Raw genomic sequence first — 15,374 nt, 5'->3', positions numbered from 1 at the left:
CTCACATCTGATATAAATTTCAGTTCAGACACCAGTGTATCGCTGCAAGCATTACCTCCAGCTGCAGTGCCTGTTCTGTACCGGACATATAGATAATACTTTTTCCATCTGCCTTCAACGAAGAACCGTCTCTTCCAAGTTCTGTACATTCTCTGAAATCTTCCCACGACATAAACTGCGGTTTTTCCATGAGTTCTTTTACATACATTCCTCTGTCAGTAATAGCAAAACCATTTTTACCGGTATTTAAAAGAGTGTCATCGTGAAGCAGATAAATCTTGTCCTCTGGAGAAATCCTTAACATTTCCACAAGTTTATCTTTATTCTTCTGTCCATTATTTACATTCTGGTTCTCTCTGTAAAACAGAAATCTCTGACATATTTCTTCTATTGTAGCACCATTATAACTCCGCACCTCTTTACGTCCATGCACTTCTTCATCATTGATGATAAAAAGATTTCTGGGCATCCTGACCGCTTTCTGTTCATTACTGAGGGGCTGTTTTCCTGATGACAGATATCTGTCAATCGCCTCAAGCATGGCACAGGTATTTTCGTCTGTTTCAGTCAGACCTGCCCTTCTGAAAAATCCGGCTGCTTTTTCAAGGCATTCTACTCCCTGTTTTCTCAGATATTCCGCATCTTCCATACTATCCCCTCCCCTAATATCACAAATATACGTCCATTATACAGTTTCAGCTCTTCAAAATCAATAAATTCATCACAGTCATGCACGTAAAAAAAACAGATTCAAACGGTTTCCCAGCTGAATCTGTTCTTTATATAAATCTTTTATTTCAGTTTAAGTTTTAACAGCACTGTGTTAAAAAGTCCAGGCGTCTCTTTGTCCAGAGACTTCGCATAAATTTCCCTGATCCATCCTGTTATCACATCTATAAGTACCGGTGCAAAGGTCATCAGGATAAATACAAGAATGATCATTCCGAAATCCAGTGAACCAAGGGACAGAAGCTTCTGGAAAATCACTGCCGCCGCAAAGAAAATAAACTGCATTCCATAAATAACGATCTTTCTGTATCTGTTGAGCGGTGCATAAACCGTTTTCAGTGCTGCCATATAGTTCCAGCCTGTTACAAGCACGCATGCTGTATTCAGCATGGCATTGGAATGATATACATTCTGGCAGACCAGCATTACTGCAAAAACACAGGAACTGATCGTTATTGCCGCAGGAAAAGCATTCAGAAATACATGCCGCAGGAATGTATGGTCAATCTTTTCATAGTTGTTCTCCTGTGCAAGTAAAAATGTAGGAATACCAACCGCGCAGGCACTGATCAGAGACATCTGGATCGGCTCAAACGGATAAGAATCTCCGAAGAAGATCGTCAGAAGAGACAACATTACCGAAAACATTGTTTTGATCAGGAACATTGATGCAGCTGTCCTGATATTATTCACCACTCTTCTACCCTGATTTACAATATGAGGCATAGAAGCAAAATTCGAATCCAGAAGCACTACATTTGCTATATTCTTGGCGGCATCACTTCCCTGTGCCATTGCAATACTGCAGTCAGCTTCTTTCAATGCCAGAACATCATTTACACCGTCTCCGGTCATTGCAACAGTATGTCCCTGTGCCTTAAGTGCCTGTACCATTTCTTTTTTCTGCTGAGGAGTCACACGTCCGAAAACGCTGTATACGGAAACAGCATCTGCAATATCTTCCGGTGTCTGGAGAGTCGTTGCATCAACATAGTTATCTGCATTCTTAAGTCCTGCACGTCTGGCGATTGCCGCAACAGTTGCAGGATCATCGCCGGAAATAACTTTCAGGTCAACTTCCTGACTGTCAAAGAATTTCAGTGTATCCGGTGCCTCCTCACGAATAACATCAGTCAGAAGCAGGATACCCACCGGCTCAAGGTCTTCGGGAATTTCTGTGCTCTCTGCCCTGTTTGGGCTCTGAGCAAGGACAAGAACTCTGAGGCCTTCCTCTGCAAATCCCCTGCAATATTCAGCCAGTTCTTCCTGTCCTTCAGGAAAAAGAAACTGTACTGCTCCAAAAAGGCAGGTGCCCGTTTCTTCAAAAACTGCTCCGCTGTATTTACGGTCTGAAGAAAATGGAATTACATGATCCAGTGTAAAGCTCTGACTTGCCGGGAAACGTTTCCGAAGCGCATCTGCTGTTGCATTTTCATCTTTAAGCACATACATTAGATTGCACATACAAGTTTCAATCAGTTTCAGATTTTCTTCATCTGCCAGTGACTCCACCTGTTCTTCTGGTACTGTTTTTCCGTCAGTTTCGGCTGTCTCAGGATTTTCCTCCGCTGCAATAAGCTGCTCAGATTCTGCTGTTTCTCCATTCCAGGACTCCACACCTTCCACACACATGGTTCCCTCGGTAATTGTTCCTGTTTTATCCAGGCACAATGTATCTACTCTGGCAAGCGTTTCTATACAATACAGTTCCTGTACAAGTGTTTTTTTATTTGCAAGTACAAGTGCTCCCAGTGTCAGTGCAACACTTGTAAGAAGCACCAGTCCTTCAGGAATCATTCCAAGAACACCGGCAACCATGCTGACTATTGAATCGCGAAAACTGTCACCGGCAAGATAATATTGTTTATAAAACAGCAGCGCTCCCAAAGGAACAATTATCACACTGATTACTTTCAGTATTGCATTCAGAGAATTTTTAAGTTCTGAATTATGACGTTTAAATTCCTTTGCCTCACTTGTAATCTGAGACGCATAATTATCTTTGCCTACATGAATGATCTGACAGCAGGCTTCCCCTGAAGTTACAAAACTTCCGGAAAAAAGTTCATCTCCTTCATTTTTGGGAAGATTGTCTGATTCTCCTGTAAGCAGAGATTCGTTTACTTCAACACCGCCTTCGAGAATTCTCACATCTGCCGGTACCTGATCACCGGTTCTGAGACAGACAATGTCATCAATTACCAGTTCCTCTGTCGGGACTGTCCATTTCTGTCCCTCTCTGATCACGACTGATTTCTTGGCTGTAAGGATTGCAAGCTTGTCTATAGTGATTTTTGCCCTTATCTCCTGTGCAATGCCTATCAAAGTATTTATAATGATAATACATACAAAAAACGCATTTTTGTATGAGCCTACAAATAATACCAAAACCAGAAGCACCAGGTTCAGAAAGTTGAAAAAGGTCAACGTATTTTCTCTGACGATCTGCTTATAGGTTCTGGTATTCGGATTTTCGTCCGCATTGACTTTTCCTTCTTCTACTCTTTCCCTTACCTGTTCGTCTGTAAGTCCTGTCAATCTTTCACCTCTCGATTATTAGTGATTAATATTGCTGCTATTCAGAGTATTTTAATATTCTTCCTCTTCTTCGCCTTCACTGATATCAGACTTCGGTTTTGACAGTCCTTCGATTTTGATTCCATGTTTTTCTGCATAATCCCACAGAGCTGCATGGATTGCTTCCTCTGCCAGCAGAGAACAGTGAACTTTTACCGGAGGAAGTCCGTCAAGAGCTTCCATAACTGCCTTGTTTGTAATCTGCATAGCTTCTTCGATAGTTTTTCCTTTTACCATTTCAGTTGCCATACTGCTGGTTGCAACTGCTGCACCACAGCCAAATGTTTTGAATTTACATTCTTTAATGATATGTGTTTTATCATCAATATCAAGGAACATTCTCATGATATCACCACATTTAGCATTTCCAACTGTTCCTACTCCACTTGCGTTTTCAATTTCTCCTACATTTCTCGGATGCTGAAAATGATCCATTACTTTTTCACTATACATTTCAAATTCCTCCTGTATTACTGTTTATTCTTAAGTATTCAACTGTTATTATTCAGCTTAATGATTATTTCTGTTTTTTGATGAAATCCTCATACAGCGGAGACATATTTCTCAGATACTGTACGATCTCTTTTAATTTATCAACTGTAAAATCAATATCTTCTTTTGTTGTTTCTTCACTCAGAGTCATTCTCAGAGAACCGTGTGCGATTTCATGAGGCAGTCCGATTGCAAGAAGTACATGAGACGGATCAAGAGATCCTGAAGTACATGCAGATCCGCTGGATGCGCAGATTCCGTTTCCATCCAGCATCAGAAGAAGAGATTCACCTTCTACAAACTGGAAGCTGACGTTTACGTTATTAGGAAGTCTCTTAACACGGTCACCGTTTACTTTTACATATGGAATTTCTGTTTCAATTCTGTGAATCAGATGATCACGCAGTTCGATTTCCTTTGCAGTACGTTCTTTCATAGATTTTACTGCACGTTCTGTAGCTACGCCATATCCTACGATTCCAGGAACATTTTCTGTACCTGCACGACGTTTACGCTCCTGAGCTCCTCCATGAACGAAAGATTTGATTTTAACGCCCTTACGGATATAAAGGAAACCAATACCCTTAGGTCCGTTCAGCTTGTGTCCACTGGAACTGAGCATATCAATATTCAATTCATCTACATCAATCGGTACCTGACCAAACGCCTGAACTGCATCTGTATGGAAAAGAATTCCATGTTCCTTTGCAATTCTTCCGATTTCTTTAATAGGCTGGATCGTACCAATCTCATTATTTGCAAACATAACAGAAATAAGAATTGTCTCCGGTGTGATTGCTTTTTCCAGTTCATCAAGTTTTACAACACCGTTCTCATCTACATCAACATAAGTGATACGTGCTCCTCTTTCTTTTTCCAGATATTCACATGTATGGAGGATAGCATGATGTTCAATCTTTGTTGTAATAATGTGATTACCTTTTGATTTGTATGCTTCAAAAGTAGCTTTCAGTGCCCAGTTGTCAGCTTCGCTTCCACCTGCTGTGAAATAGATTTCTTCTCTTTTTGCATTAAGGGCATCTGCAATCTTCTGTCTTCCTTCTGTGATTGCTTCTTTACTCTTACCTGCCAGATCATAAACGCTGGAGGGATTTCCATAATATTCTGAAAAATACGGAATCATAGCTTCCACAACTTCCGGTGCTGTTTTTGTTGTAGCTGCATTATCCAGATAAATTAATTTCTTCATTTCTTTGTCCTCCTGAAATAATGATATAATTATACTCTTTCCTGTTGTTTTTTCCGGCTTTCTTCTATCAACTGACTCAACATCATGGTATCAACTGCCTCTGTGATACTGTCATTGATTCGTTTCCATACATATTTTGTAACACAGATATCCTTCCGTTCACAACTCTGTTCAGCATCCATGCCTGAACACTGTGCTGCTTCAAGACTGCCTTCCAGAACTCTTAAGACGTCTCCTACTGAAATTTCTTCCGCCGGACGACCAAGTCTGTATCCACCGCACGCTCCTCTGGTGCTCTCTACCAGGCCGGCTTTTTTCAGTTTCGCCATTAACTGTTCCAGATAGCTGACGGAAATTCCCTGTCTGTCTGAAATACTCTGAATGGAAACAGCTTCTGTCTCACAGTGAAGACCCAGATCTACCAATGCTTTCAGTCCGTATCTTGCTCTTGTTGACAGTTTCATCCACTCACCTCTTTAATTCCTAGTGTTTTCGTCGGATTTCCAAAACTTACTTTATCAGAATCCCTCTGTTCTGTCAAGGCAGTTTTGCGCATATACTGCTAAAAAAACACGAGATGAGCTCTATGTCGAAAAAAAATTTTCTCAGGGGGACATTTCTCCTTACCAGTGCAGGATTCATCAGTCGGATTATAGGCTTCTTTTACAGAATATTCCTTTCTCATACTATTGGTGCACAGGGCATTGGGCTTTATCAGCTTACTTTTCCGCTCCAGAGTCTGATTCTTTCACTTACAACCATCGGTATCCAGACAGCTCTGTCAAGGCTTATTTCCGCCCGTCTTGCTGTCAGGAAAGAAAAGGAAGCCGGAACATTTTTCCTCGCAGGCACATCCACTGCCTTTATACTTTCCTGTCTTTTTTCTTTTCTTCTTTTTCGATATGCCGATTTTTTTTCGATAAAAATCCTCAAGGAATCTTCCACTGCGCCTCTGATAAAAATCCTTTGTTTCTGTTTCCCATTTGCATCTTTGCACAGCTGTGCAAACAGTTACTGTCTCGCACTTGGAAAAGCAGAATTTCCTGCTTTCACGCAGCTCCTGGAACAGTTTGTACGCGTTGGAAGCTCCTGGCTTTTCTGTCAGATTGCAGTTTCCCGTGGTATTACGGTAAATGCTTCTGTTGCTGTCGGAGGATCGCTCTGCTCTGAACTTGTTGCTGCTCTTTTCTCTCTCCTTTATATCAGTATTCGACTCAGAGGATTCAAATATTATTTTTCCGCTGTAAAAATCTTCCCGGTCATGCAGGAAATATCTGTCACAGCTTTTCCTATGACTCTTAACCGTCTTCTTATCACACTTCTCGGAAGCATCGAAACTATACTGATTCCACAGCGCCTCCGTATGTTCGGGCTGTCCCATGCTGATTCTTTAAGTATATATGGAATCTTTGCCGGCATGGCCCTGCCACTCATCATGTTTCCCACTGCGCTTACAAACTCTGCTGCTCTTATGCTGATGCCTTCTGTTTCTGAAATGCAGGCTCTTGGGAACAATCGAAAAATCCGGTGGATCATCGGCCAGACCTGCCGAAGCTGTGCACTGATCGGAGTTTTCTGCTGTATTTTTTTCTTCATCTTTGGTTCTTTTATGGGCTGTTTTCTTTTTCACAGCAGCACCTCCGGGATTTACATACAGACACTGGCTTTTATCTGTCCCTTTCTTTACATGAACACTGCGCTTTCCGCCATACTTCATGGACTTGGAAAAGCAGGACGCTGTCTTCTCCATAACAGTATTGGTATACTGTGCCGGATTTCATGCGTATTTTTTGTTATTCCCCTGACTGGTATGCGGGGATATCTTTATGGTTTTCTCTTCAGTGAAATGCTTTTGAGCCTCCTTCATATTTATGCACTAAATCACTCGACAAGGGCTTCTGAATCGTTTATAATAAGCCGGTGAGAAACATTTACGAAACGTAAATCCTGACGGTGTTGCTGTGTACTTAACAGACAGTAACACAACATCAGGTTAAGAGGAGGAAGTATGGGATTTACATTTATGAAAAAATTACCCAGCCCGGCAGAAATTCGCAATGAATATCCGATCGACGCTGAAATTCAGGCACTCAAAGACAAAAGAGATCAGGAAATCCGCGATGTCTTTACTGGAAAATCAGATAAATTTTTAGCGATCATCGGTCCATGTTCTGCCGACAATGAAGAAGCTGTAATTGATTATCTGCAGCGTCTGCGCACTGTTCAGGACAAAATTGCTGACAAAGTACTGATCATTCCACGAGTATATACCAACAAACCAAGAACTACAGGTGAGGGATACAAAGGAATGGTTCACCAGCCCGATCCAGAAAAAGCACCTGACCTTCTCGCAGGTCTTGTTGCAATCCGCAAAATGCATATTCATGCAATCCAGGAAAGTGGTTTTACCTGTGCTGATGAAATGCTTTATCCTGAAAACTATCGTTATCTGTCCGATATTCTTTCTTATGTCGCAGTAGGTGCACGTTCTGTTGAAGACCAGCAGCATCGTCTCACGGTCAGTGGCATGGATGTACCGGCAGGTATGAAAAACCCTACCAGTGGTGATTACAGTGTTATGCTTAATTCAGTTGTTGCAGCTCAGGCTTCACATCGATTTATATACAGAAGCTGGGAAGTAGAAACAACAGGAAACCCTCTGGCTCATACCATTCTCAGAGGTGCTGTCAACAAACACGGAGAAGCTATCCCGAATTATCATTACGAAGATCTTCGACTTCTCTGGGAAAAATATCAGGAAAAAAATCTGCAGAATCCTGCAGTAATAGTTGACACTAATCACTCCAACTCCAACAAACAGTACGAACAGCAGGTACGTATTGCCAAAGAAGTTCTTCATAGCCGTCTGGTCGATCCTGAACTCCATAAACTGGTCAAAGGTTTTATGATTGAAAGTTATATTGAACCTGGCAATCAAAAAATTGGTGGTAATCATATTTATGGAAAGTCCATTACTGACCCTTGTCTTGGATGGGACGAATCTGAAAAATTGCTTTATACCATCGCTGAAATGTGCTGATAAACAGTAACTGTTCACAGTAACAATAAACACAAAAAGCCGCCTGATCTTCTGATATGATACCTCTAAAGTAGACAGATTAAATATAAAAATCTGTTACTTTGGAGGTATTTTTTATGCCAAAATCAAAACATTCACCTGAGTTTAGAGCTAAAGTATCGCAGGAATATCTGGATGGTATAGGTTCTATTCAGTTCCTTGCTGATAAATACAGTATAGGATATTCAACACTAAAAGGATGGATTAATGAATATCAAATTCATGGGATAGCTGCATTTTATCATCCATCGAATAGAAATAGAACTTATTCAAAGGAATTTAAACTCCGATGCGTAGAAGCAGTTCTAAATGGAGAAGGGACTGTTGACGATATCATCGCTAAATATGCAATATCTAGTCGTTCTGTTTTGCGAAGTTGGATTAAGGTGTATAATGCCAATAGAGAGTTCAAGGATTATAATCCAAAACGGGAGTTCTATATGGCAGAGGCACGAAGAAAAACAACACTTGAGGAACGAAAAGAAATCGTTAATTATTGCATCAACCATAATCGTGACTATAAGAATACAGCTACAAAATTCAATGTTTCTTACAGTCAGGTCTATTCTTGGGTAAAGAAATATGATAGTGATGGGGAATCCGGATTAACTGACAGACGCGGTCAACGTAAAACAGATGATGAAGTAGATGAATTAGAACGTTTGAGACGTGAAAACTTACGACTAAAGCGTCAGCTGGAAGAAAAGGATATGGTTGTTGAATTGTTAAAAAAAGTGAAAGACTTCGAAAGGATGTGAGGCTGGGTAAGATTCGTCATGAATCAAAATATCTTGCGATAGAATATTTTTATACAGAGAAAAACTGGAGTATTGGATGGATGTGTAAACATTTGGAGGTCGCAAGAGCTGCTTATTATAAATGGCTACACCGTGAAACACCTGAGGAGGAAATGGAAAACATCAAACTTGCAGAGCTCATTAAGGAGTATGATGAACGCTTTAGTCATATCTTAGGGTATCGGAGAATGACTTCTTGGATCAATCATTTTAATCAAACAAAGTACAGCAAAAATAGAGTTCACAGAATTATGAAAAAACTGGGAATCCATTCCGTTATACGAAAAAAGAAGAAAAAATATAGGAATGCCAATGCAGATGAAACAACACAAAATATATTACAAAGAGATTTTTACGCAACTGCACCCAATCAAAAATGGGCTACTGATGTGACTGAATTTAAAGTGCCAGGTGAAAAAAAGAAGTTGTATTTAAGTGCCATTATAGATCTGTATGATAGATATCCTGTGTCATATGCTGTTAGTGCCAGAAATGATAATAAATTAGTATTTAAAACCTTTGATAAGGCAATTGCGTTGAACCCCTGTGCAAAGCCGATTTTTCATTCAGATCGGGGATTCCAGTATACCAGCAAAATGTTTAAAAAGAAACTTGTAAAACAAGAAATGAGACAATCCATGTCTCGGGTTGGACATTGTATTGATAATGGACCAACAGAAGGTTTCTGGGGAATTATCAAAGCAGAAATGTATCAGATGTACGAAATAACTGATGAATCCTCATTAAGATTTGCAATAAAGGATTATATAAGATTTTATAGCGAAGAACGTCCACAGGATAGGTATTGCTACAAAACACCCCTAGAAGTACGTCAAGAAGCACTGAAATCTGACATACCAGTAGAATATCCTATTCCAGAAAACAAACGAATTAAAAAATATAAAGAGAAATGGTGTGCATAAAAATACCTACACTCCAAAATGAAATGTAGGTATTTTTGTCGCTTATCTTTAGATATTTCACCTGTCTACTTGACAAGGGGCATATCATTCTGCAGTTTCTGTCTGCGGAAAATCAGGCGGCTTTTTGCTGTTGTTTTCAAGAACGCCGAGGCATTCTTGCTGCGAGATGCGCGTCATGCAAAGCATGACATATTTCTTTTGCGCATCTCTGCAATCCTGCCGGAGGCTATGTCAGATGGGGGATTGACTCCCACCACTGATACTAATTTGCTCCTCGCCGCCTAAAGAGGTGGGAGTCATCTCACATCTGATATAATACTGATTTCAGTGGCGGGGATGTGCTTTCATATAAACGTCCCGCATTTTTGAAACATTTTCTGCAAGATATATCTGTGTAGAAGAAATATCCGAATGTCCCAGCATTTCCTGAACACTTTTTATATCTGCCCCGTTCCGGAGCATGTGTACTGCAAAGGAATGTCTCAGCATATGTGGCGTTATATCTCCCGTAATCCCGGCATCGCTGGCATATTTTTTCAATATTTTCCAGAACCCCTGACGGCTCATACTTTTTCCAGAACAGTTAGTAAACAGAGATCTTTCACTGTCTGATCTGACAAAATACACTCTTCCATGTTCCATATATTCTGAGAGTACATTCTTACTGGTATTTCCGATTGGTATTACTCTTTCCCTGTCACTGTCATGACAGATCACATATCCAAATCTAAGATTCAAATCAGAAAGCTGAAGATGAATCAGTTCGCTTACCCGCATCCCTGTCGCATAGAGGAGTTCCAGCATTGCTGCATCTCTGAGTCCTTTGGCCGTTTTTACATCCGGTTGTTTCAAAAGACGGTCAACCTCCTGTACTGTCAGTATTTCCGGCGGCTGTTTTTCTATTTTAGGAGCTTTCAGATTCTCTGACGGATCTTCATTGATTTTGTCTGTTCTTTCAAGGTAATGAAATAATGCCTTTATTGATGCGATATTTCTTGATATAGTAGATGAAGCCAGATTTTCTGTTTTCATATAATTCAGATATCCTTTAAGATCTGCACTGGTAATAGCTGACCAGTTGTTAAGTTTCTGCTCCTTAAGATATCTGACCAGTTTCATCAGATCCCGTTCGTAAGACACTTCTGTATTCTGAGATATATTTTTTCTTTCTCTCAGATACATGATCAGATTCGTAATTTCTCGTTCCATTTTCTTCCCATCCTCTGCATATTCCCATAAAACGTATATGTATTATACGTTCGATTTAGTGTAAAATCAATCTGTTTTTATATTCAGCCATCAAAAACTTTGTTACCTTTCATACCAGACTTGGGTCAAGCGGATATTCGCAATTGAAGCAGGGGACTTCCTTGATTCGGTTAAAATACATTCCTGAGCACCAGCTCTGCTACCGCCGGATTACAGTATACTTCCAGTAATATTCCTACCGTCATAATTCCGGCACATATCAGTATCTGTAAAAAATAACGTTTCATTTCTTTTAATGTATCTGAGGGATTGTTCCATATGATATAAGATTGTCTGTATACAAGTCCGAGTAAATATGTGCTTAGAGGAATATATACCAAATACTGTGGAAACAGAAGTCCGACTCCTGTAAGGCCTCCATTTACTCCAAATTCCAGAAGCGACATTGTAAGAAGCATTCCTATCTTCACACCTGTAAGTATCATTGCCAGAACAGCAAAAGGCACCCCGAAAATCGATACTCCACATACTGTTGCCATTACAAAAAATCCGCCACGCATTTTCACAACCTGCTGCAGATACTCAATTCTGTCTATGTTTTTCCCTGAAAAAGTTCCCAGAAGATACATGGCTGCCGCTGCTTTCTGATGCCACTCGATTTTCCATATAATATTTGGAACCAGTGTTCCCACTAATATTCCCAACCATAACAGTCCATATGCCGGAAAACTTCTATTTTTATATTTCTTATTCTGCATTTACTCACCCTGTACAGTCTACGGGTGATATGCAGTAATTAGAACTTTTTTTCTTTTTCGGTTCATGAATGCGAAAAACCGTATGGAATTTCTTCCACACGGTTTTATATTATTTCGCATAATCAACTGCTCTGCTTTCTCTTATCACATTTACTTTAATCTGTCCCGGATATTCCAGTTCAGCTTCAATCTGTTTTGCAATATCTCTTGCCAGCAGAACCATATCAGCATCTGTTACGTGTTCCGGTACTACCATTACACGGATTTCCCTGCCTGCCTGAATAGCAAAGGACTTTTCTACTCCCTTGAATTCATTGGTAATGTCTTCCAACTGTTTCAAACGATTTGTATAAGTTTCAAGAGTTTCTCTTCTTGCACCTGGTCTTGCTGCGGAGATTGCATCTGCAGCCTGAACAATACATGCAACCAAAGATTCTGGTTCACAGTCGCCATGATGGGATGCAACAGTATTGATAACCACTGCAGATTCCTTGAATTTCTTACAAAGATCCACACCAATCTGAATATGAGAACCCTCTACTTCGTGGTCGATAGATTTGCCAATATCGTGAAGTAAACCTGCACGCTTGGCCATACGTACATCTACGCCAATTTCACCTGCAAGAATTCCTGAAAGCTGTGCTACTTCAATTGAATGTTTCAATGCATTCTGTCCGTAGCTTGAACGGAATTTCATACGTCCAAGAAGTTTAAGTAGTTCAGGATGAATGCCATGAACCCCGACATCCATTGCTGCATTTTCACCATCTTCGCGAATCTGCGCTTCTACTTCTTTCTGGGCCTTTTCTACCATTTCTTCAATTCTGGCAGGATGGATACGTCCATCAACGATCAGTTTCTCAAGGGCAACCCTTGCTACTTCTCGTCTGATAGGATCAAATGCAGAAAGTACAACTGCTTCCGGTGTATCATCAATAATGAGATCTACACCAGTCAGTGTTTCAAGAGTACGGATATTACGTCCCTCTCGTCCGATGATTCGACCTTTCATTTCATCACTTGGAAGCTGAACAACGGAGATTGTGGTTTCTGCCACATGGTCTACTGCGCATTTCTGAATGGCATTTACCACGTATTCCTTGGCTTTCTTACCAGCTTCTTCTTTTGCTCTGTTCTCAAGTTCTTTGTAAAGTCGTGCAACATCTACTTTTACATCGTCTTCTACACTTTTGAGTAACTCGTCTTTTGCCTGGTCGGAGGTCAGACCGGAAATTCTTTCCAGTTCCTGTACTCCTTTTTCCTCAAGTTCATCTACTTTCTTTTCTCTCTTTTGCAACTCAGCAATTTTTGCTGTGCACTCTGCCTCACGCTTCTCAACTGCATCTGCCTTTTTATCTACAGATTCCTCTTTGGATAAAACACGTCTTTCATATTTCTGCAGTTCATTTCTACGTTCCTTGGTTTCTTTCTCCAGTTCATTTTTTGTTCGGAGAGATTCTTCCTTTACTTCCAACAAAGCTTCACGTTTCTTTGTTTCAGCATTTTTCAAAGCTTCATCTATGATGCTTCTTGCTCTGTCTTCTGCTGTGCCGACAACTTCAGCATCTTTTTTCGCTTTATTGCCAACAGCAACCTTGCAAGTAACAGGAACCGCAATAAGCAGTGCGACCACTACAGCGACAATTGCAACAAAAACACTTGTGATTGTCACAGGAGCACCTCCTTATTTAGTTTTCATTGTACAAATACAACAATACAAGTTTAGCTGTTTTTGATAATTATGTCAAGTTTTTCTACCCAAAAAGATACTGTAGTTTTTTACAAAAAGAACTGTAAAAAAGTGAACGGGACTATAAAAGAACTTAATTTGACGCCTCCTGCAAAATCATGAAAACAAATCTCACGAATAATGTTTTCTGATTTTTCGGGAGACTGACATACCTTTACTATATATAATTTTGGGGAAATAAACTATTGTTCGCTGTAGTTGCCTCGTGTAATATTCAGTTCTTCCAGTGCAGAAGCAATATCGCCCGTGCGGAAGCCACGTCTCTGCAGGAATCCGTACAGTCTGCGCAGTGCTCCGTCATCCAATGCAGTTCCTGGTTCGCATTTCTTCTGTATGGTTTCCCTGAGAAGAGTGTGTTCGTCCGGTTCTTCCAGTTCAGAAGCTTCCTCCCAGGCAGCCTGGATCAGCTGAGTGGAAATTCCCTTCTGCTGAAGTTCCTGAAACAGCTTCTGGCGGCTTTTGCTGTGAATCCTGTACATGATATAATTGAATGCATATCTCTGGTCATTTATGTAACCGTAATCTTTTACATAGGCAATTGCATCTTCAGACACTGTTTCGGAAAATCCGCTCTGTATAAGTTTGTCCCGAAGCCCCTTTTCGGTACGGTCCATATGTTCCAGCAATCTGAGTGCTTTCCTGCGTGCTTCTCTCTCTTCTCCGTAACCATTCACCATGATTCAGATATTTACTCCTGCTTCTCTGTATCATTTTCCGGAACAGCCACCGGTGTTTCTGCTCCTTCTTCTTCCGGAAGAAGATGATACTGGATTCTTACTTTTTTCTCAATCTCATCACGGATTTCCGGATGTTCTTTAAGGAAAACTTTGACATTCTCACGTCCCTGTCCGATTCTCTCTCCATTATAGGAATACCATGCACCACTCTTGTTCACGACATTACATTCTGCTGCAAGATCAAGGATCTCACCTTCTCTGGAAATACCAGTCCCGAACATGATATCAAATTCTGCCTGTTTGAACGGTGGAGCCACCTTATTCTTGACAACTTTCACCTTAGTGTGGTTACCAACCATCTCACCGCCCTGTTTCAGAGTTTCTGTTCTTCTTACATCAAGGCGTACAGATGCGTAGAATTTTAATGCACGTCCACCTGTAGTCGTCTCCGGATTGCCAAACATAACACCGACCTTCTCACGAAGCTGATTGATAAAGATAACAACACAGTTGGATCTGCTGATGGCTGCTGTAAGTTTTCTCAGAGCCTGGGACATCAGTCTGGCATGAAGTCCTACATGGCTGTCACCCATATCTCCCTCGATCTCAGCTTTCGGTACAAGTGCTGCTACAGAGTCTACAATTACAATATCTACTGCTCCGGATCGTACCATAGTCTCTGTGATCTCAAGCGCCTGCTCTCCGTTGTCAGGCTGTGAGATGTAAAGGTTATCAATATCAACTCCTATATTCTTGGCATATACCGGGTCAAGAGCATGCTCTGCATCAATAAATCCTGCAATCCCGCCCCGTTTCTGTACTTCGGATACCATATGAAGTGCTACAGTCGTCTTACCACTGGATTCAGGTCCGTAGATCTCAATGATTCTTCCCTTGGGAACGCCGCCTACACCAAGAGCAATATCCAGTCCCAGTGATCCTGTAGGGATTGCCTCTACCTGCATATGTGAACTGGAATCTCCCAGTTTCATAACTGATCCCTTGCCATACTGTTTCTCAATATGTCCGAGAGCCGCTTCCAGTGCTTTCTGTTTCTCTTCGTTGATCATATCTATATTTCTCCTTATCCGTATTCTTTATTTACCAAACCTATGTTCGTGTTTTCTTATTACATGCTATTATAAAATCCCATTAAAGTCAAGCATAACTTTT

At 40.7% G+C, this 15,374-nt stretch carries 14 protein-coding genes; 4 read left to right on the top strand and 10 right to left on the bottom strand.

Going from position 1 to position 15,374, the window contains the following annotated elements; all coding sequences use genetic code 11:
- Window positions 1-19: 19 nt before the first annotated feature.
- The 5 genes from ACTNB8_RS01575 to ACTNB8_RS01555 all read right to left on the bottom strand — a co-directional run bounded on the left by ACTNB8_RS01575 (window position 20) and on the right by ACTNB8_RS01555 (window position 5,472).
- On the bottom strand, window positions 20-649 hold the full coding sequence (locus ACTNB8_RS01575) for a hypothetical protein (protein ID WP_441051724.1): 630 nt from the start codon (window positions 647-649) through the stop codon (window positions 20-22).
- 143 nt (window positions 650-792) lie between these two features.
- A complete protein-coding gene (locus ACTNB8_RS01570; RefSeq protein WP_441051722.1) occupies window positions 793-3,267 on the bottom strand; it encodes an HAD-IC family P-type ATPase in 2,475 nt (824 codons plus the stop codon).
- A gap of 51 nt (window positions 3,268-3,318) precedes the next feature.
- A complete protein-coding gene (gene nifU / locus ACTNB8_RS01565) occupies window positions 3,319-3,759 on the bottom strand; it encodes a Fe-S cluster assembly scaffold protein NifU (protein ID WP_441051720.1) in 441 nt (146 codons plus the stop codon).
- Between the two features lie 64 nt (window positions 3,760-3,823).
- Window positions 3,824-5,008, bottom strand: a complete 1,185-nt coding sequence (nifS, locus tag ACTNB8_RS01560) for a cysteine desulfurase NifS (RefSeq protein WP_441051719.1) — start codon at window positions 5,006-5,008, stop codon at window positions 3,824-3,826.
- A 29-nt stretch (window positions 5,009-5,037) separates the two neighbouring features.
- The gene (locus ACTNB8_RS01555) at window positions 5,038-5,472 is read right to left on the bottom strand and encodes an RrF2 family transcriptional regulator (RefSeq protein WP_441051717.1); all 435 of its coding nucleotides are present in this window, start codon (window positions 5,470-5,472) and stop codon (window positions 5,038-5,040) included.
- A 122-nt stretch (window positions 5,473-5,594) separates the two neighbouring features.
- On the opposite strand from ACTNB8_RS01555, the gene ACTNB8_RS01550 reads away from it, so the two are divergent.
- The 4 genes from ACTNB8_RS01550 (at window position 5,595) to ACTNB8_RS01535 (ending at window position 9,807) form a co-directional block, all read left to right on the top strand.
- Complete coding sequence (locus tag ACTNB8_RS01550) at window positions 5,595-6,932, top strand: oligosaccharide flippase family protein (protein WP_441051715.1); 1,338 nt, start codon at window positions 5,595-5,597, stop codon at window positions 6,930-6,932.
- 84 nt (window positions 6,933-7,016) lie between these two features.
- Window positions 7,017-8,048, top strand: coding sequence for a 3-deoxy-7-phosphoheptulonate synthase (locus ACTNB8_RS01545; protein ID WP_441051714.1), 1,032 nt, complete (start codon window positions 7,017-7,019; stop codon window positions 8,046-8,048).
- 116 nt (window positions 8,049-8,164) lie between these two features.
- The gene (locus ACTNB8_RS01540; protein WP_441051712.1) at window positions 8,165-8,845 is read left to right on the top strand and encodes a transposase; all 681 of its coding nucleotides are present in this window, start codon (window positions 8,165-8,167) and stop codon (window positions 8,843-8,845) included.
- Window positions 8,842-9,807, top strand: coding sequence for an IS3 family transposase (locus tag ACTNB8_RS01535; RefSeq protein WP_441051710.1), 966 nt, complete (start codon window positions 8,842-8,844; stop codon window positions 9,805-9,807). Before ACTNB8_RS01540 ends, ACTNB8_RS01535 begins: the two co-directional genes overlap by 4 nt.
- A gap of 324 nt (window positions 9,808-10,131) precedes the next feature.
- Here ACTNB8_RS01535 and xerD read toward each other — a convergent pair whose 3' ends face one another.
- The 5 genes from xerD to recA form a co-directional block, all read right to left on the bottom strand.
- Window positions 10,132-11,016 carry a site-specific tyrosine recombinase XerD gene (xerD, locus tag ACTNB8_RS01530; protein WP_441051708.1) on the bottom strand — a complete coding sequence of 295 codons (885 nt, stop codon included), beginning with the start codon at window positions 11,014-11,016 and terminating at the stop codon, window positions 10,132-10,134.
- 170 nt (window positions 11,017-11,186) lie between these two features.
- Window positions 11,187-11,774, bottom strand: a complete 588-nt coding sequence (locus ACTNB8_RS01525; RefSeq protein ID WP_441051707.1) for a stage II sporulation protein M — start codon at window positions 11,772-11,774, stop codon at window positions 11,187-11,189.
- A 109-nt stretch (window positions 11,775-11,883) separates the two neighbouring features.
- Entirely contained in the window at window positions 11,884-13,407 is a 1,524-nt protein-coding gene (rny, locus tag ACTNB8_RS01520) for a ribonuclease Y (protein WP_441051934.1), read from the bottom strand.
- A gap of 299 nt (window positions 13,408-13,706) precedes the next feature.
- Window positions 13,707-14,201: a regulatory protein RecX gene (locus tag ACTNB8_RS01515; RefSeq protein WP_441051705.1), complete on the bottom strand. Its 495-nt coding sequence runs from the start codon at window positions 14,199-14,201 to the stop codon at window positions 13,707-13,709.
- Between the two features lie 11 nt (window positions 14,202-14,212).
- Window positions 14,213-15,271: a recombinase RecA gene (gene recA, locus ACTNB8_RS01510; protein WP_441051703.1), complete on the bottom strand. Its 1,059-nt coding sequence runs from the start codon at window positions 15,269-15,271 to the stop codon at window positions 14,213-14,215.
- Window positions 15,272-15,374 lie beyond the last annotated feature (103 nt).

The organism is Blautia sp. HCP28S3_G10 (assembly GCF_052065235.1).
Taxonomy (GTDB): Bacteria; Bacillota; Clostridia; order Lachnospirales; family Lachnospiraceae; genus Blautia_A.
The sequence above is the reverse complement of the archived record's forward strand: the minus strand, read 5'-3'. Positions and strand labels throughout refer to the sequence as shown.